We start from the raw sequence: 22174 nt of genomic DNA on the forward strand, positions 1-22174 counted from the left end.
CTTTTCCAATTAATTATTATTTTAACACTATCAGGCTAGCAGTTAAAATAGAGAGCAAACTGTATTTTGAAAGATAGTAGGGGATATGGTATTCTTCTTCAAAAGAGTTGTAAAGAAAAGTGGTGGTGGAACATGGGGTAACGGTCAATGAATTATTACAATTGCCATCCTTTCGAGGGGCAGAGGTGTTAACGGGTAAAGATAATCTGCATCGTACCGTATCATCCTTATCTGTACTAGAGGTATCGAATGTTGATTTTTATTCGAAAATTATTAACCGTGTACAGGAGGAATGGTATGCAGAGGAGCTTGTCATTAGCTCCTTTTACTCCATTCGAGATAGCGTGGAGCAACAATGTGAAACGATTCAGCATTTACATGATTTAGGAGAGCTAGGTCTGATTTTGTATTATGTCGGCATTGTATTGCCCGATATTCCAGAAGAAGTGCTGACGTTAGCGGAGGCGCAAGGGTTTATTATCATTTGTATGCCAAGAAATGATTATTCACTGCGCTATAATGAGGTTATTTATGAGGTCATGGAAGCCATCGTTAGTAATCAAGGCGTAAATGATCATTTTGTCAAAGAGACATTAGAAAAGGTATCGTTACTGCCTGAGCATTTAAGAAGTGTTGAAATTACACTGAAAATGCTTTCGGATCGTTTGAAAGCCAATATCGTGCTCACGAATAGTCATTTTGAAATTGTGAACCAGGTGATGTGGCCTCGAAATTCATCATTAGATGTGGCGAATGTGATTGAAGAATGCTCTCAATCCAATTTCCATCGAGAAACGGGCAAGCTAGAGCTACAAAGAAGTGATGTCTCTTGTGTCGTGGACTATAAAAGAGTGCATCAAAAAAATGGCGAGCCGCTATTTTTATTCTTAATAAAGGAAAATACAAAACTGCCCGCTAAGACGATTGAAAAGGTAAGTGAGGTTGTACAAGTAGCCATAAATTTATGGGGAGATAAGCATGATGAGGTAAGTGAATACGCCCTAGTCAAAGCCATTATTAATGATGAAGGGGAGAAAATGAGACGGTTAGCCAATCTCCTTCATATTGATGTTTCCGCCATTCAAATGATGTGGCTTGTCTACATGCATGATTTAGCAGATGAAAAAAGAATTCGCGATGAATTGGAAGAACAGCTTTCCAAGTATTATCAAACAAGAGTGATCCAATGCATTGACCATTGTATGATCGTGCTGGTAGGGAATTGCTTTTATAAGCATCATGAGTTTGAAATTGCCATCGAATATAGTGAAACGACCCAGTATGATGCACAAATCGCAGAAATTGTTTATGCACCTAAAATGAGAAATACAAAGTCTGTTCGTCAAATGTATCAATTGGTCAATCAGGTGGGGGACAAGGCTCATACCATTTACCCAATGCGAAAATTGTTTACAGCAGCGGAAGTTCGCTCTATGAAAAGGGCCATTGATGTCAGTAAGCAGGGCGAGGAAATGATTGAGGAATACTTGTCTGTGATAGAACCCATTTTACGTGATCAGGATGCCTTGCAGACATTGTTGACCTTTTTATTAGATGCAAACGCTAGTGTGGAGCGCTGTGCAGAGCTCCTTTATATTCATAAAAACACGGTGAAATATCGCATTAAAAAAATTAGCGAGCTGATTGGCACGGATGTTACCGTGTACTCGGAATTTTATGATGCCTATATGGCTTGCATGCTATATCGATTGATTAATGATTAGAATAATCTGAAATTTTGTCATTTTGAACAAAATTTCAGATTATTTTTTTCATTTACGCAAAAGACTCGTGCCCTTCCTTTCTTTTATAATTAAAAACATTAAACCCCAATAAGGAGGGAGTCACATGCAAAATGAAAACAAAGGTCAATCTTGGTATAGCTTAGGCATTATTTGGGCTGGTGCCATGATTTGTATCCCTAGTTTATTAGTAGGTAACGCACTGATTACCAATATGAGTTTATCAAAGGCACTGGCTGTCGCTTTTGTAGGCTATGCCATTGTCGTATTCATCATGGTATTGCAAGGCATGCAAAGCAGTGATTTAGGAAAACCCACTGTCCATATCGCAGGGCAAGTGTTTGGGAAAAAAGGCTCTCGTACAATATTATCCATTATCTTAGCCATTGCTTGCTTAGGGTGGTTTGGCATTCAGGCCAATGTGTGTGGCGTTGCCTTAGCGAATTTATTAGCTATCTATCATTTGAATATACCCATTCCTCTTGCTTCATTCGTGAGTGGTATGGTCATGGTCGTATCGGCTCTTTATGGTATGAAAGTGTTACGTATTTTAAGCTATATTGCTGTACCATTACTCGTCATTATTTGCCTGTACGGTTTAGGTCAAACATTAACTGGCGAGCAGCTGCAGCTCATTCGGGATTATCAGCCACAGGGCAATATGAGCTTTATGGATGGTTTAGCTGTAACGATTGGGTCCTTTGCATTAGGGGCTGTTATAGCGGGTGATTATTCGCAATTTTCCAAAAAACGTTCAGATGTTTTCAAAGCCGCTACATTAGGGATTATTCCAGCAGGTGTGCTGATGATTGCTGTGGGAGCTGTGTTAACGATTGCCTATCAAACAAGTGATATTACTGCAGTCTTTCTGCATATCGCAACACCCTTTATTGGTGGGGTTGGTCTGATTTTAGCGACATGGAAAACCAACTTGGTTAATGCGATTTCAGGTGGTATTGCCTTAATAAATGTATTCGATGTTGCCAAAAACAAAGAACGATTAGCAATTGGTGTGGCGGGTACACTTGGCACAATCTTAGCCGTTGTGGGGATTTTAAATTATTTTACACCGATTATGTCAATTTTATCGGCGATGATTCCACCTGTTGCAGGGGTGATGATTGCGTCCTACTGGGTCATTCATAAAGGCAAAACAGATAGCTGGCATGAAGTTGAAGGGGTCAATCGATTAGGCGTATTTTCTTGGCTAGTAGGAGCTGTGATTGCCTGTATGCCAGTGGTATTCTCCTTATTCCCTGCATTGCCAGCACTACCAAACCAACCGATGATCGGCATTATTATTTCATTCGTGATTTATTATGTTGGCTATCGTGTATCTGTACAAAAAACGGTCATATTGGGGGAACATAGATGAGATATTTAGATCAAACCGCTATTGAACATATTGCCATTGGCGCAGCATTTCTAGGAACAGGTGGGGGAGGCGATCCCTACATTGGGAAATTAATGGCGCTTTCTGCCATCGAAAAAAATGGGCCTGTGAAGCTGTATTCTGTAGATGAAATTGCAGATGATGACTTTTTCATTCCAGCCGCGATGATGGGAGCACCATCAGTTTTAGTAGAGAAATTCCCACGTGGCGATGAGTTCGTGAAAGTTTTCCAAAAGCTCGCGCAATATTTGGGCAAGGAAAAAATTGCAGGCACCTATCCAATGGAAGCGGGTGGGGTCAATTCGATGATTCCCATTGTAGTTGCTGCACAGCTTGGCTTACCATTGATTGATTGTGATGGTATGGGACGTGCATTCCCAGAATTACAAATGGTGACATTCCACTTAGATGGGATTTCGGCAACGCCAATGGCCATCACAGATGAAAAAGGGAATATTGGTATTTTTGAAACGATTGATAATAAATGGACAGAGCGTATCGCACGAACAGCAACAGTGGAAATGGGCGCTAGTTCATTAGTGAGCCTCTACCCAACAACAGGTGCACAAATTAAACAAAGCGGTGTACATCATATTGTGACGCTTTCTGAAAAAATCGGTGAAATTATTGCCTCGAAAGATCAAGAGGTGAACGATAAGCTACAAAATCTTTTAAAGCTTGTGGAAGGATATGAGCTTTTCCAAGGAAAAATAGTAGATGTTATTCGTGAAACAAAGGGTGGCTTTAACTTAGGTAAAATGAATCTTGAAGGTATTGAATCTTATAAAAATGATCAGATGAAGGTTCATTTCCAAAACGAAAACTTATTAGCGGAGAAAAACGAACAGGTTGTTGCGATGACACCAGACTTAATTTGCTTGGTGGATTATGAAACCTTATTGCCTGTTACAACAGAAAGTCTAAAATACGGCAAACGTGTGCGTGTAATTGGCTTACCAGCACATGAAAAATGGCGTACAGCAAAAGGGATTGAAACGGCTGGACCAAAATACTTTGGCTATGAATATGAGTATACGCCAATTGAGGAATTGGTGAAAAAGGAGGTAGCAGAGCATGTATAAAATTGGGATCGATGTAGGTGGAACAAACACAGATGCCATCCTTTTAGACCATAATAGTCAGCTCATTTACAGTGTGAAATCACCAACCAGCTTAGATATTAAAACGGGTATTGAACAGTCTCTGCAACAATTACTAGAGGGCGCAAATATTGACAAAACAAAAATTACCCATGCGATGTTAGGAACGACACAATGCACCAATGCGATTGTTGAACGTAAAAAGCTAGCAAGAGTCGGTGTTATTCGATTAGGCTATCCAGCGACGGCCTCTGTACTGCCTTATACCGCTTGGCCAGCCGATATGATTGATAAATTATCAGGTAATTATGCGATTGCACATGGTGGCTATGAATATGATGGTCAATTATTAAGTGCGCTCGATCAGGAGGAAATTACAAAGCTATTAGAGGAATGGCGTGGTCAAGTAGAATCGATTGCGATTGTCGGCGTCTTTTCTTCTATTAAAAACGATCAAGAATTGCAGGTTCGTGAATGGATTCAAGAGGTCTATGGCGAGGAGTTCCCGATTTCCTGCTCCTCATTAATTGGTTCTGTCGGGTTAATTGAACGTGAAAATGCAACGATTCTAAATGCTGCATTATGTAAGGTGATCGAGACAACAACACAGGGCTTTGTACAGGCGTTGCAAGCAGAAGGTATTTTTGATGTAGCAGTATATCTATGCCAGAATGACGGTACATTAATGTCCATCGACTATGCCAAGCAATTCCCGATTTTAACAATTGCTTGTGGACCAACGAATAGTATTCGTGGGGCATCGTATTTATCCCAAATTCAAAACACAATGGTATTGGACGTTGGGGGGACGACTTCCGATATCGGCGTATTACAGGATGGTTTCCCTCGAGAATCCTCTGTTGCGGTAGAAGTGGGGGACATCCGTACAAACTTTAGAATGCCCGATATTATCTCAGTAGGACTTGGCGGTGGTAGTATTGTTCGTGTGAATGATGACAAAATTACTGTTGGGCCAGATAGTGTAGGCTATAAAATTAGTGAAGAGGCCCTTGTCTTTGGTGGCTCGACCTTAACGACAACGGATATCGCTGTCTGTTTAGGCTTAGCAGACGTAGGCGATTCCACGTTAGTTGCCCATATTGATGAAGCATTTGCCAAAGCCGTTCAAGAAGAAATTTCTTCCTTACTGGAGCAGGCGATTGATAAAATGAAAACTTCCTCAGAGGATGTGTCACTGGTTTTAGTGGGCGGCGGTGGAATCATTGTGCCAGACAAAATTCGTGGCGTTTCTACTATTGTAAAATCTGAATACGGTGGTGTAGCGAATGCCATCGGTGCCTCGATTGCGCAAATTAGTGGTCAATATGAGCAAATTTATATTTATTCCAAAGAACCACGTCAGGAATCCTTAAAGGATGCACAAAACAAGGCTGTGAAACAAGCCGTATTAGCAGGTGCTCTTGAGGATACGATTGAGCTAGTGGAAGTAGAAGAAACCCCTCTAGCGTATCATCCAGAAAATGCAACAAGATTAAAGGTAAAAGTAGTAGGGAAAATGGTCTAACAGTCAAAGGAAGAGTCCTAGTTAAACAGGGCTCTTCCTTTTATTAATTGATCAAATGAATGAATCTCGGCATCTGGTTTGATGTCAGTAGGATTCGTGAGTTGATGAGGATTGAACCATATGCCCTTCATCTTTGCCTGTTGACAACCAGCAATATCCTTTTCTAGGTCATCCCCAACGAATAGGGCTTCTTCTGGTTGTACATGAAGCTGATTTAAGGCTAATTCAAATATGCGTTTGTCAGGCTTAGTAAATCCTACTTCCTCAGAAATAAGGACAACATCAAAGTAACTCGCTAAGCCTGTATGCGTGATTTTAGCCTTTTGTCGCTGAGTAGAGCCGTTTGTGATAATGCCAACCTGTACATGCTTCTTCATTGTTTGGATAACCTTCAGCGTATGTTGATTAATAGAAAAGCAATATGGAAACTGCTGATTCCAAAAATCTTGCATGTCATGACGAGGCATTTGAAAGGCTGGTGGAAACGCATCAAAAAACGATGTTAAAACAATTGTTTTATCGGCATTGCCATAATCTCTTTTATCGTATTCTTTAAATCGTTGCAGCATGTCAGTTTTTACAGAATGCTCAACAGCTCCATAGTATTTTTCTAGCATAATATGAAACAGGTTATCGACAGCATGATCTCGATTAAGTAAAGTATCATCTAAATCAAATAGTATCGCCTTCACAAGCTTCATGTCCTTTCTTGCTCATCAAGCAGTTTTCGTTTATGCTTTTCCTTAATAATTTTCTTGTTAAGGATTGTTACCTTACCAACCATGAGCAACCTCATATCTTCCACAATATACTTAGCTAGCTCTTCGTCCGATATGTCATCCCCATCAATATCAAGGCGGAATTCCTGCCCTTGTAGGCCACCACCATTGGTAAAGTCAATTTCAAAATCAAAGACAACTCTATTATCCATTCCAGTACCACCTTACGCTTAGTGTTAGAGTCCTATCCATATATTCTGTTTTGTATAGATGAATACCTCCTTAAAAAAATGTGTAGATACAAATAAATAACAGAGGATTCTTATCAATTTAGAAATGAAAGCTTTTCTTGATGATTTTCGCCACTTCTGGTGCACTCAAATTTGTATTATTGATTTTGAGATAATTTGAATAAGGAATCTCACCTTCTAAAGAATTCAACCTGTACTGCTCCATTGATATTTTTAAGTCAGCCTCAGACCATTCTATATCTCTTTTGGATGGCTTATGTACAAGTCGGTTATCACTTTTATTACGTTCAAGTCTTTCATCGAAATCAGCCTCAAGTTCCACATAGTAAACAATACCACCTCTGGACTCGAACAACTGCGAGACTCGCTTCACATAATCCCAGTCAGCTTGTAGATTAAATGCCCAAACGTAAGTAAAAATCATGCCATACATATTGCTCTTTGATACTTCTTCAAATATCTCCTGACGAAACAAATTTACTAATCTTTTTCCTTCTTTCGTGCCGTAATCAAAAAAATGTCCCACTAAATCAATCGTCATATGATTATGAAAAAGCTTCAAATTTGTTATTTTAGCTAATTCTTGTCCAACAGTCATCTTCCCAACTGCTTGTGGTCCAAAGATAAGAATAAATTTCATAAACTCCCTCCTAATATCCAATATTATCCTATAAAGAGTAAAGCATAGATAAAGGAATAATGGAAGACGATTAGAAGGAAAAGACCTGAGCAATAGGAATTTCCTTTTTCTTGTATTTGCCACTTGCTAACTAAAAAGTCATAGTGTAATATGTGACTAGTACACTATGACACGAGGTGTTGTGATTGAAAAGTTTTGTAGGACTTTTAAAAAAAGAATGGGTGCTTTATCGCTCATGGTTTCTAGTAGGGATATTTATGGGTCTTACGCTATCTTGGATCGTTCCCTATGTATTACATCAGTATGTCAATCTCTTTGCACATGAGCATCAGCTAGCATTTGCCTTTACGATACTCGTCCTTTTTCTAGGCGGATTTTATTCTATCTTACAATTTTTAGCGTCGATGCGATTGGATATTAAAGCAAAGGAGAGCTGGCTCCATTCAACAAGCTCCATTACGAAGCTTATCGGGGCAAAGTTAGTTTGTTCGTTAGTAGGATATCTCCTCTTTAATACCCTTTTCACGAGTATAGCCATTTTCCATATGAAAGATGAGCTAATAGCGAGTGCTGGACAAATTTTATTAATTTTGGTAATAATTGTTATTATATTGACAGTTTTACAATTAATGCTATTTATCGTGCTTTTATTCTTTTTAGCTTTTTATTTGCAATTAAAGCGCCTAATCGGTCGTTTTTCGATTGTACTGACAATGGTTGCGTTTTATTTAACGACAGCTGGTTGGGTGAAGGTGACGGAGAGTCAGCTGTATCGAACGATTTTCCTCCATGGAGAAGTTTCGCTTCACCATATTGAACAGTACCTACCAAAAGCGAAAGGGATGACAATGGAATGGATGCTGGGCTCGATTTATATTGTCGAGGAAGTGGCCATTACGTTATTCCTGCTACTGCTCTTTTTAGCAGCATCGAAGTGGCTTGAAAGGGTGGTTTTACGATGACGATGGATTTTTCGCGTGATAAACCCATTTATAGCCAGCTTGTCGATCGAATTTGTGGGGACATTTTGAAGGGGAAGTTGCAACTAGGTGATCGACTTCCCTCCGTTCGAGAATATGCAGTAGAAACAGGTGTCAATGTCAATACGGTGCAACGTGTCTATAAGGAGTTAGAGGCGATGAATATAACGGAAACCAAACGAGGACAGGGTACATTTATTACGAGCAATGAGGAACGCATTGAGTTATTGCGGGAAGAGATGAAAAACCAGCTAGCTGAAAATTTTTTAACATCAATTGAGGCATTAGGCTTTTCCAAGGAAGAGATGCTAGTGGTTTTGAAAAATAAAGCGTGAGGTGAAGGGATGTTACAGCTATCAAAAGTGTCTTTTCAATATAAGAAAAAGCCGATTTTACAGGATCTATCCTTTTCCTTTCCGATTGGACAAATCATTGGACTAGTTGGGGAAAATGGTAGTGGTAAATCCACGCTCATGAAAGTTTTAGCTGGCTTACTACGACCTACTGCTGGTGAGGTCACACTAGATGGTGAGCCCGTCACACGTAGAAGTGCTGACCAAATTGCTTATTTGCCCGATACGGATTTGTTTTTTGAGTACTACACGGGTGAACAGCTATTCCAGCATTATGCCTCACAGTTTGCAGATTTTTCCTATGATAAGGCCTGTATCGTCGCACAATTTTTACAGGTAGATAAAGGCGCGAAGCTACGCCAATTGTCAAAGGGCAATCGTGGTCGTATGAAAATGGCTGCAACCCTTGGGCGAGAGGTTCCTTATTATGTCATGGATGAGCCGTTTGCTGGGCTAGATCCCATAGTGAGAGAGCAGCTGATTAAGGGCTTAATTCAATTTACGGATATTGAAAATCAAACGATTGTGCTATCCACACATGAATTATATGAGGTAGAGCCTATTTTAGATCAAATTATTTTATTGCAGGCGGGCGCTATTACGGCCTATGAGGAAGTCGAAACATTACGTGATGTGGCGAATAAGGATGCAGTCGAGTGGATGAAAGGATTTTATCGTCCTTCAGTAAAAGACATCGACAGCTCAAGGTGAAGAAAAAATTGTCAGTAAGGCATTATTGCAGGATGGCTTCAATAGCCAGACGCCATTATGCCAAGTCGAAATAGATTAGAAAGGGTGAAAAATATGACTGAACCAATTGTACAATTGCAAAATTTATCGAAGACGATTCGAGGAAAGCAATTAATTCAACAGTTAAACATTGATTTATATCCTGGCCAAATTACAGGATTTTTAGGACCGAATGGAGCGGGGAAAACAACAACGATCCGAATGATGACAGGACTTATGCATCCAACAGAGGGCAATGTCATCATCGATGGTCTTTCACTTAAGGATCATTATGAGGAAGCCATTAGTAAGGTTGGCGTCATTGTAGAAAATCCAGAAATGTATAAATTTATGTCAGGCTATAAAAATTTACTACATTTTGCGCGTATGCATAAAAATGTAACAAAGGAACGAATTCAGGAGGTTATTCAACAGGTTGGGCTCGAAAATCGTATCCATGAAAAGGTCTCTACGTATTCACTTGGTATGAGACAACGACTAGGGTTAGCTCAGGCGCTATTGCACAGACCGAAGTTTTTGATTTTAGATGAGCCGACGAATGGCTTAGACCCTGCTGGTATTCGTGAGTTTCGTATGTACCTGCGTAAGATTGCTTCTGAAGAGGGCGTATCCGTCTTTGTCTCAAGTCACTTATTATCTGAGATTGAATTGATGTGTGATCGTGTGGCCGTGATCCAAAATGGGCAGCTAATTGATCTGCGTGATATTCACAATGAAAGCTCATCATTTTATTATGTGGAGGCACAGCCAAAAGAGCAGGTGTCTGCTTATCTGGAACAGCGTGACTTTAACTTTGTAGCAGAAAATCAAGGCTATGTGGTGGAAATGAAGAAAGAGGATGTCCCAGCCATGACTACACAACTAGTCCAAGCGGGTATTCAATTATTTGCTGTACAGCCACATCAAAAAACATTAGAGGATCAATTCTTAGAAATGACGGGAGGCGGACAAATTGCTGAAGCTAATTCAAAATGAGTGGATGAAATTATGGCATAAAAAAGGAACATGGGCAATGGTGGCCATGCTGATTCTTGTCATTCTTGTTCCAGCTGGAATCACAAAATATTATGAAGTAAAATCCCCGACAGAAGGCTCTTGGCAGGACATAGAGCAGGAGGCCATTCAGTCGTATAAAGAGAGGCTAGCAGGTGAAGATTTAACGGAGGAAGATAAAGCATACTTTCAAGAGCAGATGGCTATTTCTGAATATCGTTTAGCTAATGATGCACCAAGTCAAAAGGATAGTAGCCTTGTGAGCTTTATGTCCTTTACAAGCGGCATGCTAACGCTTGTCACTTTATTTACAGTCATTACCGCAGCGAGTATTGTATCGAGCGAATTTTCAACAGGGACGATTAAAATGCTCTTAACGCGTCCAATGTCCCGTGCAAAAGTGTTAACGTCTAAATTACTGACAACATTCCTCTTTGGTTTGTTATTGTATGTGGTCAACGTGGTGGTAAGTGCGCTTGTCGGCTTAGTCTTGTTCGGCATGGGAACAGGTGTCGAATTAGAAATCGTCAATGAACAGGTTGTTGAAAAGGGCGTATGGGGTGATTTAGCCTATCATTATCTATTATCTGGTGGCGATTTTGTAATGTCTACATTATTTGCCTTTTTGATAGGTTCTGTGTTCCGTTCAAGCTCCTTAGCAATCGGTTTAACGATGTTCCTGTCCTTTACAGGCGGCATGATTGTCATGTTCTTAAGCCGATATGACATCGTCAAATATATTTGGCTAACACATTCTGATTTAACACAGTATGAACATGGTGGAGGCTCTATCATTGCTGATGTAACGATGCCCTTCTCACTAACAGTACTTGCTATTTACGCATTAGTTTTCCTTGTCATTAGTTATTCAACCTTTATGAAACGTGATGTCACGGCATAAGCTAAATAAGAACTGTGCCCTAATTTCAGATTAGGGTGCGGTTTTTTTGTTTGACATCACGAAATATTAAAAAAGTATTTATTTTTTTTTGAATTGCGCCTATAATAATAGCAACTTAGTGAAAACGCTTTTTTTTTTACTAAAGTGGTCTAGACAACTATACCAAAGGGGGATAATGAATGTTTGCTTTCTTACAAAAAATCGGTAAGTCGCTCATGTTTCCAATTGCTACATTACCAGCAGCAGCATTACTATTGCGTTTAGGTTCAGGGGATATGCTTGGGGCCGTACCGAATGAAGCAATCCAGTACATTGCTAGTATTATGGCCGCTTCTGGTAATGCCATACTAGGGAATTTACCAATTATTTTTGCCATCGGTATTGCGATGGGATTGGCACACGATAGCAGTGGCGGCGCAGCTCTTGCAGGTGCAATTGCGCATCTTGTTTTAATAGCCGTTTTAGGAACTGTTAATGAAGAATTAAATATGGGTGTGTTTGGTGGCATTATTGCCGGTATTACGGCAGGCTTATTGTATAACAAATATTATAATGTGAAATTTCCAGAATGGTTATCATTCTTTGGTGGACGGCGCTTTGTGCCAATTATTACATCCATCACCATGGCGATTTTAGGGAGTATTTTAGCGATCGTATGGGGACCAATTCAAGGTGGCATAGATGCTGTCGGCAATTGGATGATCGGGGCAGGATCACTTGGCGTAGGAATGTATGGCTTCTTCAACCGTCTATTAATTCCAGTGGGTCTACACCATGTAATCAATACGATTATTTGGTTTGATTTCGGTGAATTTACGAATGCTGCAGGCGAAATCGTGAAAGGGGATATCAATCGTTTCCTAGCAGGAGACACATCAGCTGGACATTTCCAAGCTGGCTTCTTCCCCATTATGATGTTCGGTTTACCAGCAGCATGTCTTGCGATGTATTTTACAGCGAAAAAAGAAAAACGTCCGATCGTTGGTGGGATGTTCGTATCCATCGCTTTAACAGCCTTTTTAACAGGGGTTACAGAGCCGATTGAATTTTCATTTATGTTCTTATCACCAGTTCTTTATGGTATCCATGCGGTATTAACAGGTATTTCGCTTGCAGTTGCCTATATTGTTGGGTTCCGTGACGGCTTTGGCTTCTCAGCAGGTTTAATTGACTACTTGCTCAACTTAGGGCTAGCAGATAAACCATTGCTATTATTACCGTTAGGCTTGGGCTTTGGGGCAATTTACTTTGTTGTTTTCTATTTTTTAATCAAAAAATTAGATTTAAAAACACCTGGACGTGAAGACGATGAGGAAGAGGATGGCGAAGTAAATGCTACTATTTCTAATGATGTCGATTTACGTGCCTACTATACAATTGAAGCATTAGGTGGAAAAGACAATATTCAGCAAGTGGATTACTGTACAACTCGCTTACGTCTGTCTGTACAGGATGCGAATGTTGTAGATGATAAAACACTGAAACAAACAGGTGCACGAGGTGTAATGCGTATCAGTAAAACGAATGTTCAAGTAATTATTGGAACATCTGTAGAGTTTTTAGCTGAGGCCATGAAAGAGCGTTTGAAAAAAGGCAATCCAGCACCAACCAACGCTGAACTTCCTACTGCACAGCCTGTCGTGGAAGAGGCAGTAAAGAACGAGACTATGACATTCCGTGATTTCGAGATGCCAATGACAGGTGATTTATTACCTTTAACAGAAGTGCCAGATGAGGCATTTTCAGCAGGCTTGATGGGCCCAGGTTTCGGTATTCGTCCGACAGATGGAGCAGTTTATGCACCATTCGATGGTCAGGTAGTAATGATTTTCCCAACAAAGCATGCAATCGGCTTGAAATCAGATACAGGTATGGAAGTATTAATTCATGTTGGCTTAGATACGGTCAAACTAAATGGTGAAGGCTTTGAACTGTTCGTTACAGATGGTCAAAAAATTAAGCGTGGGGATGCGCTATTAAAAGCAGACATCATACAGATTGAAGGCCAAGTACCTTCTGTCATCACACCAGTTGTCTTTACAAGCTTAATGGGGCAAGAGATTACACTTGAAAAAACGGGCTACCAACGAGCAGGCTCAACAAATATTATTACAATGAAGAAGTAACGACTAATGGGGCTGTTAGCGAAGGTACACAGAGGCAATGAGCTATTGCAAATGGATGCCTTTTCGACAGCCCTTGTTCAAGAAGGAGATGTTTTTCTTGAGTTTATTCATTCGAAATATCACAGTGGTGAATGCCAATGGACGAGATGAACAGGTAGACGTGTGGATGAAGGATGGTAAAATTGCGCAAATTGCTCCCCATCTCGATATTCATGATGTAGATCAGCTAGATGGTTCAGGGAAATTTTTATTGCCAGGATTTATTGATATGCACATTCATGGGTCCGCTCAAATTGATACAATGGATGCTTCAGATGAAGGGCTTCATACGATGGCCCAATCCCTTTTAAAAGAAGGCACGACAAGCTTTTTAGCCACAACGATGACACAAAGCTATGACAACATTGAGCGAGCTATCGAAAATGTGGCGCAGTTCCAGCCACAGCCAGACGAAGCGGAGGTACTAGGTATTCATATCGAAGGGCCATTTGTCTCAAAGCAGCGAGCAGGGGCACAGCCTCTTGAATATATTGTCGAGCTAGATTTGGATAGATGGACAAAATGGCAGGAAATCAGTGGCCATAAAATTAAGCAAATTACGCTAGCACCAGAAGAACCGAATGGCATGGCAGCTGTGCAAAGTATTTCTGCTAGCGGTGTCATTGTTTCCATTGGTCACTCGGATGCTACCTTTGAGCAAATGCAACAAGCGGTTCAATTAGGTGCCACACAGGGAACACACTTATACAATCAAATGCGTCCATTCCACCATCGAGATCCAGGTGTAGTTGGTGGTGTCCTGCTGCTAGATGCGATTAAGGCAGAATTGATTGTTGATTTTATCCATATGCATGAAGGCGCGGTGGAAATGGCCTATCGCTTAAAGGGAGCAGACGGACTGATTTTAATTACCGATGCGATGCGCGCAAAGGGCATGCCATTTGGAGCGTATGATTTAGGTGGTCAAACAGTACATGTAACAGAGGCAGGCGCCCATTTATCGAATGGTTCTTTAGCAGGTAGTATTTTAAAAATGGATCAAGCTGTACGGAATATGCGTCACATTACGAATTGTACGCTGGAGGAGCTTGTCAAAATGTCCAGCTTTAATGCTGCAGAGCAATTGAAGCTAAGTAATAAGGGACAGCTTGTGCAAGGCTATGATGCCGATGCGGTAATTTTGGATGAACATTTAAAGCTTCATCAAACGATTAAGGCGGGCAAGGTCTTCTATGATGCAATGCTAGCTGGTGATGGGCAATAATGTCAGGAGTTATGCAAACATCTAGCATGAAACGATGGAAATGAAAAGGTGATAGAACATGAATACCTATTTTCAACAAGTTAATCGATATTTAACAATGATGGCACAACAGGAAAGCAATCAACTGATGCGTATTGCCGAGCAAATTGTTAAACGTCTCACACAGGGAGGCATCATTCAGCTCTTTGGCTCTGGTCATTCCATGCTATTAGCACAGGAATGTTACTACCGAGCAGGTGGCTTAGTGCCTGTCAAACCCATACACATTGAATCGTTAATGCTACATCAGGGTGCACGGCAATCCTCACAAAATGAAAAAAAACAGGCTTTTTTAGCCTCCTATAAGAATCAGCTGCAATTTGATGACCAAGATGTTTGTATCATCATTTCAACCTCTGCCAATAATCCAGCGCCCATTGATATGGCTATTTTTGCAAAGGAAGCGGGCGCTTTGACCATATCACTGCAGTCGCTCGAATATCAACAGCAGCCATCACGCCATTCATCAGGCAAGCGTTTAGAGCAAGTAGTAGATGAAGTATTGAATACGCATGTGCCATTAGGCGACGGTGTGTTAACCGTTGACCAGTTGCAATATGCTCCTGTATCAACAGTGTTAGGTGCAACTTTATTAAATGCTTTATTCGCTCAAATCATTGAGCTGATGCATGCACAGGGCGCAAGCATACCTGTGTTTGGTAGCAGTAATTTAGGGGAAAACAATAACAATGCGCTCATTGATCAATATGGTCAGCGCATTCATTTCTAAGGCACAAAGGAGGATATGTGGTGAAAATAAAAAGGTTTTCCTCAATGGATGATTTATATACACATGCAGTAGCAACAATCGTGGAAGCAAAAAATAATGGCGCAACAACTTTCGGATTAGCTACTGGTGGAACAATGGAACCGCTGTATGCTAAAATTTGTCAAACAGATATTGATTTTTCACAGAGCATTAGCTTTAATTTGGATGAATATGTCGGGCTTGAGGCAACACATAAGCAAAGCTACGCCTATTATATGAGCAAACATTTATTTAACCAAAAACCATTTCTAGCATCGTATTTACCGGATGGTTTAGCAATAGATCCTCTAGTGGAAACAGCTCGCTATGAAGGATTATTGCAACAATATCCATTAGACTTCCAATTACTTGGTATCGGTCAAAATGGTCATATCGGCTTCAATGAGCCTGGTACGCCATTTGCTTCTTTAACACATCTTGTGACACTCGAAGAATCCACTCGTCAAGCCAATGCGCGTTTCTTTTCTTCCATTGACGAAGTGCCAACACAGGCATATACAATGGGTATTCAATCGATTATGCGTGCAAAATGCATTTTGTTACTCGCAGTGGGAGAAGCTAAGCGTGAGGTGTTAGAGCGTTTACTGTCTTCTGATTATACAGAAGATGTACCAGCCACTGTTTTATCCAAACATCCAAATGTTATTGTTTTAACAGACTTACAAGAAGAGGAGAATAAATTATGAAAACACAACAATTTACAGTAGTCGATCCTTTAGGTATTCATGCACGACCAGCAAGCCAGCTTGTGGCAAAAGCAACACCGTTTACTTCATCTATTGAAATACGCACAGAAGAAAAAGCAGCTAATTTGAAATCCATTTTAGGTGTGATGGGATTAGCCTTAAAGCAAGGTTCACAATTTACACTTGCTGTAGAGGGGGAAGACGAAGAGCAAGCATTAGCAGCATTAACGACACTCATTACAGAAATGGGGCTTGCACAATGACACAACTCACTGGTATTGCCGCTTCAGACGGCATTGCCATTGCGAAAGCATATCGTTTCGTCCAACCAGATTTAACATTTGCTAAAACAACTGTTCCTGATATCGAGGCGGAGCAGCAACGTTTAACAGCCGCTCTTGCCAAAGCAGAACAAGAACTAGTTATTATTCGACAGCAAACATTCGAAAAATTTAGTGCAGAAGAAGCTGCAATTTTTGAGGCACATTTATTAGTGGTTCATGATCCCGAATTAATTGGGCCCATCAATCAAAAAATTGCAGACGAAGCGGTGAATGCGGAATATGCATTGCATGAAGTATCCTCTATGTTTGTGGCATTATTTGAAGGTATGGATGACGAATACATGAGTGCACGAGCATCAGATATTAGAGATGTGACAAATCGCATATTAGCACACTTACTCGGTGTACATATTCCAAATCCAAGCAATATGAACGAACAGGTAATTATCGTAGCGAATGATTTGACTCCTTCAGAGACAGCCCAATTAGATCGCAACTTTGTTCTCGGTTTTATTACCGATATTGGAGGGCGAACATCCCATTCGGCCATCATGGCTCGTAGCTTAGAAATCCCAGCAGTCGTAGGAGCAGGGATTGCTACGACAACGATTCAGAATGGCGATCAATTAATCGTGGATGGTTTGGCGGGTCAAGTCCTAGTGAATCCAACAGCCGATGTGATTGCGCACTACCAGGAAAAGGCGCAAAACTATCGTGCACAGCAGGCGGAATGGTCTACTTTAGTGAATGAGCAAACTGTTTCTAAAGATGGCGTGCATGTGGAGCTAGCGGCTAATATTGGATCACCAAGTGATTTGGATGGTGTATTGCGTCATGGGGCAGAAGGAATTGGCCTGTATCGTACAGAGTTTTTATATATGGGCCGAGAAAATTTGCCATCAGAGGAAGAACAATTTATAGCGTATAAAACAGTCATGGAAGGAATGAAGGGCAAGCCAGTTGTTATTCGAACACTGGATATCGGTGGCGACAAACACTTGCCATACTTACCTTTGCAGGAAGAAATGAACCCATTCCTTGGTCATCGTGCCATTCGTCTATGTCTAGACCAGCAGGAGCTATTCCGCACACAATTGCGTGCCCTCCTTCGAGCATCGGTCTACGGAAATTTAAAAATTATGTTCCCCATGATTGCGACCATTCAAGAATTCCGTGAGGCTAAAGCGATTTTGCTTGAGGAAGAGGAAAAGCTGATAGCGGCAGGTATTGCAGTAGGTTCATCTATAGAGGTCGGGATGATGGTTGAAATTCCATCGACAGCCGTAATGGCTGATATTTTTGCAAAAGAAGTGGATTTTTTCTCCATTGGCACAAATGATTTAATTCAATATACAATGGCTGCAGATCGCATGAATGAAAAAGTTGCCTATTTATATCAACCGTATAATCCAGCCATTTTACGTTTAATTCAAATGGTCATTAAAGCTGCCCATCAAGAACAGAAATGGGTAGGGATGTGTGGAGAAATGGCAGGCGATGAGCTAGCTGTTCCTCTATTACTAGGCTTAGGCTTAGATGAGTTCTCTATGAGTGCCACATCGATTTTAAAAACACGCGCCTTGCTGAAGCAATTATCTGTCCCAGAGATGCAGACTTTAGCGACGGAGGCTTTACAGTTAGCGACAGCTGAGGAAGTGCTAGAAAAAGTAAAGCAAGCATTGAAATAAGATAGAACGATAGCCCATCTACCAAGTAGATGGGTTTTGTAGCATTACTGGCTGAAAGAGTTGATGACTATAGGTATTTCTAATAAATCCTCCACGATGGCATCCGCTTCAACATCGTCCCATTGTTTGTCCTTTTTCCAAATGCCCTTCATTCCTACGTGTTGAGCAGCTTTGACATCATTTTCAGGATGATCGCCGATAAAAACACATTCATGAGGCAGCACATTCAGGTTTTCGATTGCGTTCAAAAATAGTTGAGGATGGGGCTTTTTCATTCCTGCCCATTCAGAAACTAAAATGACATCAAAATACTGCTCAATTACTAATGCCTTTATATTGTCCATCTGAAATTGCCCATAGCCATTTGTAATCATGCCTAAAACCAATCGATCCTTTTTCAATTGCTCTAGCATCGAAATAAGGTTAGGAAAAGGGACACAGCTATATTTGAATTCATTTAGGTAATCTTGAAGAAGTGCTTCCCACGTTATATGAGCAAGATGAAATTCCTCCACTAATTGCTGATAGACGCGATCCTTCCAAACGTAGCCTCGCTTATCTAATTGAATAAAGCGAGTTATATATTGTTCCCTTGGAATGCAACCGAGAACCGCCTTCAATCGCTCATATTGCTGCTCGATGAAGAGTTGGACAGATGCATCTCTATTTAATAATGTTCCGTCTAAATCAAATAATGCCGCTTTAATCACGAAACATTTCACCGTCCTTTTTGATTGTAAAAAAAGTAGCTGAATTATAAAAGGGTTGCTTATTTATAGAGAATTTACATACTTATTTATGAGTTAAATATATACATTAATAGTAAATTTTTATATAATTTATATATACAGAAAAATATGTATCTTATTATACTTTAATCTAATTTGCATACGATGTATAGACAATTAAGGAAATCAATACCCATGATAAATGTACTAAAAACAAGATATAGCAGGGGGAAAATTTATATGGATATTAAGGAAATGAAATGTAAAAGTTGTGGAGGAGATTCATTTGTAGAAGCGATGGATTTCATAAATCTTCGTCCAGTTGATAAGAAAATTGCTATAGGTTCTGAGAGAATCTTTACGGTTTGTTTGGATTGTGGAGAAGTTGCTTCAATAAAAGTAAAAAAACCAGAAAAATTAATTAAGTGATCTTACTGCTTGAGTGAAGAAATAAAATTAATTAGTTTCGGTTCTTCGTCATTGATAGTTCCTCTAATTGGGAATTAGAAACATGCCCATTCTAAAAAAGGCACGACAAATGCTATGTGATTTTATAAACTAATTCTATTAAATAGGGTACGAAAATCATTGTGATTTCGTACCCTATTTATGTTGAAATTAAATTTTTGTCCTTCAAAAGTGAAAGTCTGAAGTTTTAGTTCATTAGGCATGTTTTGAAATAATTTGCTGAAGCTTCGCCTGCAGTGTTGGTAGGTCGTGCATCGTAATGGTTGTGCGAACATAGCTTTCATCCATATCTAATGCCTCAGCAAAAAAGCTACCAATGCCTTTTACTTTGCGGTCAATTTGCATTAAAATCTCTGCAGAATGGTTGGACTGAGAGAGGAAAACTACTTCTAGCTCATCTAAATGACCTCTAAATTGTCCAGTTGGTACAAATTCAAATTCCTGGACAAATGGATAGTAGCCACGGAAGCGTGAAGGGGCTTGTTCACATTCAGCTTCACGTAAACGGAAACCTAATCCACGAATCGCATCTAATATATGTCCTGCAAGCGCTGTTGGCTCAACACGAATATAATCCTTATCACTCGGATCGACCGCATTTTTAATATCCAGACCCGTTTGAATCCAAACCTGTGTTTTACCAGCACTAATCGGTGTTTCAAATGGTAGTGTTAATGAAATAGGAAAGACCTTTTCTTCGCCAGCCGTCAGTGTGAAAGGCTCTGTTACTTTGACTTTTTGTAGTGCGGCAACCTCTGTATGTTTGTGATCATTCGACTCGCGAATATACGTCGTATTGACGGATAAATAAATGGTATCCACTTGTTGCTCGACTTGACCGCCATGCACTATGATTTCCCCCTGCATAACCTCTCCAGCATGATAAGTTTCCTTTTCCAATCTTGTATCCACTGTTGCTGAACCTATTCCAATACTTGCTAATGCTTTATGAAAAAAAGACATCTTTCATTCCTCCTACTGACATCGTTAGCTATACATACGCTTATGTTGAAAAAAGGTTTCAAGACTTCCAAATTTTTCGCTATACTAGTTGAAAACGAAAGAGGGATAGCGATGGAAACAGAATGGCTACGCACATTTATGGTGGCAGCACAAACCGAAAACTTTCGAGAAACAGCTGAAAAACGATTTATTACACAATCGACCGTGACGAAGCACATCCAGCATTTAGAAAGGGCATTGCAAACGCCATTATTTAATCGACAGGGCAAACAGGTAACGTTAAATCGGCACGGTGCTTATTTTAGTCAGCAGGCACAAAAAATTTTGTCCGCTTTAGATGAAGGGCTACATCAGATGGATGCCTTCGTAAAGGGCTACACCGCTAAACTTACGCTTGGTGTTGCTCCACAAATAGCGAATTCAACATTACCAGCCATTATCACAGCATTCCAGCGCCGAAAGCCAACTACTCAAGTAGTGATAGAACTTTTAAAATCCAATGAAATCGGGGAAGCGGTATTTACTGGTGTAATCGATATTGGCTTATCCAAATTAACCTCAACTCGTGAGCTACACACGGTGATGCTCGCACAGGAACCACTGCATTTGATTGCCCCTATGGCTAAAAAGGACAAGGATGCTTTCACACTTTTACAGCAGGAAACACTTTTCACCCATGCGTATGCGCCCTATTGGCAGGAGGTTCAACAGGTGCTACAGCAATTTGCCAGCCATCAAACAATGCATATCAATCAAACAGAGGTGATTAAGCATTTCGTCAAGCATGGTCTTGGTATCGCCCTATTGCCTAAAAGTGTGATTGAAGCAGATTGTCAGCAACATCTTCTACATAGCTATTCAATAAAAGAATTTTCCCATATTGTATCGGATACCTATTTGCTTACAAAGTATGTCTCAGCTGATTATGATGATTTTTTAGAAGCATGTAATAGCGTGTATGGGTAAAGCTGCTATCTGCACTGTTTATTCATAATGTTCCTTTATACTATTTTAATATAAAGGATAGATAGAGGGTGTTGATATGTATAGTATGTTGTCCACCATTAGTCAGTTTATTAGTGAGCCCATTACGCAATTTGTACAGGGCTATGAGCATTCTGCCTTGATGCTGGCCATTCTTCTTGGCTTGATAGGCGCATTTGCTCCATGTCAATTAACAGGTAATATGAGTGCCATTACATTTTACGGCAATCGAACACTTCAAAAGAGCAGTAATTGGCAGGAGATTGTATTTTTTATTGTAGGGAAAGTGGTTGTTTTTAGTGGACTTGGCTTTTGTGCATGGCTATTTGGACAATCGTTTGAAACAAAGATGACCGTTTATTTTCCAATTTTTCGTAAGGCTATTGGACCGATGATGCTGCTAACAGGGCTGGTGCTAATCGGTTTATTCAAATTAACCTTTCTGCAACGCTTAACATCGCTGCTGCCACCTGTAGTCAAAGAGGGGAAATTCGGCTCGTTCTTAATGGGCGCTAGTTTTTCGATTGCCTTTTGTCCCACTATGTTTGTCTTGTTCTTTGTGTGGTTAATGCCCCTTGTGGCGAGCACTTCCTATGGTTTGCTCCTCCCAAGTATTTTTGGCGTAACAACGGCTGTACCGCTTATCATCATGCTTCTGCTGATTTACGTCTTTGATGCCAAGCGTCTTATCCTACGCAAAAGTATGAAAATGGGAAGGGCTATTCAAATGATGGCAGGTATCCTATTATTTTTAATCGGTATGACGGACACCATTACCTATTGGAGCTTGTAAGACATGTATAATAGAGTTAAAACGAGAAAGAGAGA

Annotated in this window: 23 protein-coding genes; 18 read left to right on the top strand and 5 right to left on the bottom strand. The window is 40.3% G+C overall.

Annotated elements, in window-relative coordinates; translation table 11 throughout:
* Nucleotides 1–119: 119 nt before the first annotated feature.
* The 4 genes from JTI58_RS18260 to JTI58_RS18275 all read left to right on the top strand — a co-directional run bounded on the left by JTI58_RS18260 (nt 120) and on the right by JTI58_RS18275 (nt 5760).
* Nucleotides 120–1724, top strand: coding sequence for a PucR family transcriptional regulator (locus tag JTI58_RS18260; protein ID WP_205442777.1), 1605 nt, complete (start codon nt 120–122; stop codon nt 1722–1724).
* A gap of 124 nt (nt 1725–1848) precedes the next feature.
* On the top strand, nt 1849–3117 hold the full coding sequence (locus JTI58_RS18265; protein ID WP_205442779.1) for a cytosine permease: 1269 nt from the start codon (nt 1849–1851) through the stop codon (nt 3115–3117).
* On the top strand, nt 3114–4217 hold the full coding sequence (locus JTI58_RS18270; protein WP_205442780.1) for an S-methyl thiohydantoin desulfurase family protein: 1104 nt from the start codon (nt 3114–3116) through the stop codon (nt 4215–4217). Before JTI58_RS18265 ends, JTI58_RS18270 begins: the two co-directional genes overlap by 4 nt.
* Nucleotides 4210–5760, top strand: a complete 1551-nt coding sequence (locus JTI58_RS18275) for a hydantoinase/oxoprolinase N-terminal domain-containing protein (protein ID WP_205442781.1) — start codon at nt 4210–4212, stop codon at nt 5758–5760. Before JTI58_RS18270 ends, JTI58_RS18275 begins: the two co-directional genes overlap by 8 nt.
* Before the next feature lie 17 nt (nt 5761–5777).
* Here JTI58_RS18275 and JTI58_RS18280 read toward each other — a convergent pair whose 3' ends face one another.
* The 3 genes from JTI58_RS18280 to JTI58_RS18290 all read right to left on the bottom strand — a co-directional run bounded on the left by JTI58_RS18280 (nt 5778) and on the right by JTI58_RS18290 (nt 7370).
* Nucleotides 5778–6461: an HAD family hydrolase gene (locus JTI58_RS18280; RefSeq protein ID WP_205442783.1), complete on the bottom strand. Its 684-nt coding sequence runs from the start codon at nt 6459–6461 to the stop codon at nt 5778–5780.
* Nucleotides 6458–6691, bottom strand: a complete 234-nt coding sequence (locus tag JTI58_RS18285; protein WP_205442784.1) for a cyclase — start codon at nt 6689–6691, stop codon at nt 6458–6460. The genes JTI58_RS18280 and JTI58_RS18285 overlap by 4 nt, the downstream gene beginning before the upstream one ends.
* A 118-nt stretch (nt 6692–6809) precedes the next feature.
* Nucleotides 6810–7370, bottom strand: a complete 561-nt coding sequence (locus JTI58_RS18290) for an AAA family ATPase (protein ID WP_205442785.1) — start codon at nt 7368–7370, stop codon at nt 6810–6812.
* A 185-nt stretch (nt 7371–7555) separates the two neighbouring features.
* Between JTI58_RS18290 and JTI58_RS18295 the strand changes: the two genes are divergently transcribed.
* From JTI58_RS18295 to ptsP, 11 genes are all read left to right on the top strand, one after another.
* Nucleotides 7556–8332: a hypothetical protein gene (locus tag JTI58_RS18295; RefSeq protein WP_205442786.1), complete on the top strand. Its 777-nt coding sequence runs from the start codon at nt 7556–7558 to the stop codon at nt 8330–8332.
* Nucleotides 8329–8685, top strand: coding sequence for a GntR family transcriptional regulator (locus tag JTI58_RS18300; RefSeq protein WP_004229320.1), 357 nt, complete (start codon nt 8329–8331; stop codon nt 8683–8685). The genes JTI58_RS18295 and JTI58_RS18300 overlap by 4 nt, the downstream gene beginning before the upstream one ends.
* A gap of 9 nt (nt 8686–8694) precedes the next feature.
* Nucleotides 8695–9414 (top strand): ATP-binding cassette domain-containing protein, encoded by a 720-nt coding sequence (locus tag JTI58_RS18305; RefSeq protein WP_205442788.1) that lies wholly within the window; start codon nt 8695–8697, stop codon nt 9412–9414.
* Between the two features lie 93 nt (nt 9415–9507).
* Nucleotides 9508–10428, top strand: coding sequence for an ABC transporter ATP-binding protein (locus tag JTI58_RS18310; protein WP_205442789.1), 921 nt, complete (start codon nt 9508–9510; stop codon nt 10426–10428).
* Nucleotides 10406–11347 (top strand): ABC transporter permease, encoded by a 942-nt coding sequence (locus JTI58_RS18315; protein ID WP_205442790.1) that lies wholly within the window; start codon nt 10406–10408, stop codon nt 11345–11347. The genes JTI58_RS18310 and JTI58_RS18315 overlap by 23 nt, the downstream gene beginning before the upstream one ends.
* 179 nt (nt 11348–11526) lie before the next feature.
* On the top strand, nt 11527–13473 hold the full coding sequence (gene nagE / locus JTI58_RS18320) for an N-acetylglucosamine-specific PTS transporter subunit IIBC (protein ID WP_205442793.1): 1947 nt from the start codon (nt 11527–11529) through the stop codon (nt 13471–13473).
* 97 nt (nt 13474–13570) lie between these two features.
* Nucleotides 13571–14737, top strand: a complete 1167-nt coding sequence (nagA, locus tag JTI58_RS18325; RefSeq protein ID WP_205442795.1) for an N-acetylglucosamine-6-phosphate deacetylase — start codon at nt 13571–13573, stop codon at nt 14735–14737.
* A 58-nt stretch (nt 14738–14795) separates the two neighbouring features.
* Nucleotides 14796–15506, top strand: a complete 711-nt coding sequence (locus JTI58_RS18330; RefSeq protein ID WP_205442796.1) for a sugar isomerase domain-containing protein — start codon at nt 14796–14798, stop codon at nt 15504–15506.
* A gap of 20 nt (nt 15507–15526) precedes the next feature.
* Entirely contained in the window at nt 15527–16231 is a 705-nt protein-coding gene (locus JTI58_RS18335; RefSeq protein WP_205442798.1) for a glucosamine-6-phosphate deaminase, read from the top strand.
* On the top strand, nt 16228–16494 hold the full coding sequence (locus JTI58_RS18340) for an HPr family phosphocarrier protein (RefSeq protein ID WP_205442799.1): 267 nt from the start codon (nt 16228–16230) through the stop codon (nt 16492–16494). Before JTI58_RS18335 ends, JTI58_RS18340 begins: the two co-directional genes overlap by 4 nt.
* Complete coding sequence (ptsP, locus tag JTI58_RS18345; RefSeq protein ID WP_205442801.1) at nt 16491–18203, top strand: phosphoenolpyruvate--protein phosphotransferase; 1713 nt, start codon at nt 16491–16493, stop codon at nt 18201–18203. The genes JTI58_RS18340 and ptsP overlap by 4 nt, the downstream gene beginning before the upstream one ends.
* 44 nt (nt 18204–18247) lie before the next feature.
* Here the strand turns inward: ptsP and JTI58_RS18350 are convergent, their stop codons facing one another.
* Nucleotides 18248–18913 carry an HAD family hydrolase gene (locus tag JTI58_RS18350; protein ID WP_205442802.1) on the bottom strand — a complete coding sequence of 222 codons (666 nt, stop codon included), beginning with the start codon at nt 18911–18913 and terminating at the stop codon, nt 18248–18250.
* 258 nt (nt 18914–19171) lie between these two features.
* Here JTI58_RS18350 and JTI58_RS18355 point away from each other — a divergent pair, with 258 nt between their 5' ends.
* Nucleotides 19172–19360 (top strand): hypothetical protein, encoded by a 189-nt coding sequence (locus JTI58_RS18355; RefSeq protein ID WP_205442804.1) that lies wholly within the window; start codon nt 19172–19174, stop codon nt 19358–19360.
* A 234-nt stretch (nt 19361–19594) separates the two neighbouring features.
* Here the strand turns inward: JTI58_RS18355 and JTI58_RS18360 are convergent, their stop codons facing one another.
* On the bottom strand, nt 19595–20362 hold the full coding sequence (locus tag JTI58_RS18360; protein ID WP_205442805.1) for a sporulation protein: 768 nt from the start codon (nt 20360–20362) through the stop codon (nt 19595–19597).
* A 111-nt stretch (nt 20363–20473) separates the two neighbouring features.
* Here JTI58_RS18360 and JTI58_RS18365 point away from each other — a divergent pair, with 111 nt between their 5' ends.
* Nucleotides 20474–21328, top strand: coding sequence for a LysR family transcriptional regulator (locus JTI58_RS18365; RefSeq protein ID WP_205442806.1), 855 nt, complete (start codon nt 20474–20476; stop codon nt 21326–21328).
* Nucleotides 21329–21404: 76 nt separating this feature from the next.
* Nucleotides 21405–22139 carry an urease accessory protein UreH domain-containing protein gene (locus tag JTI58_RS18370; protein ID WP_205442807.1) on the top strand — a complete coding sequence of 245 codons (735 nt, stop codon included), beginning with the start codon at nt 21405–21407 and terminating at the stop codon, nt 22137–22139.
* The last annotated feature ends 35 nt before the right edge of the window (nt 22140–22174 follow it).

It is taken from the genome of Lysinibacillus fusiformis (genome assembly GCF_016925635.1).
GTDB classification, from domain to species: domain Bacteria; phylum Bacillota; class Bacilli; order Bacillales_A; family Planococcaceae; genus Lysinibacillus; species Lysinibacillus fusiformis_F.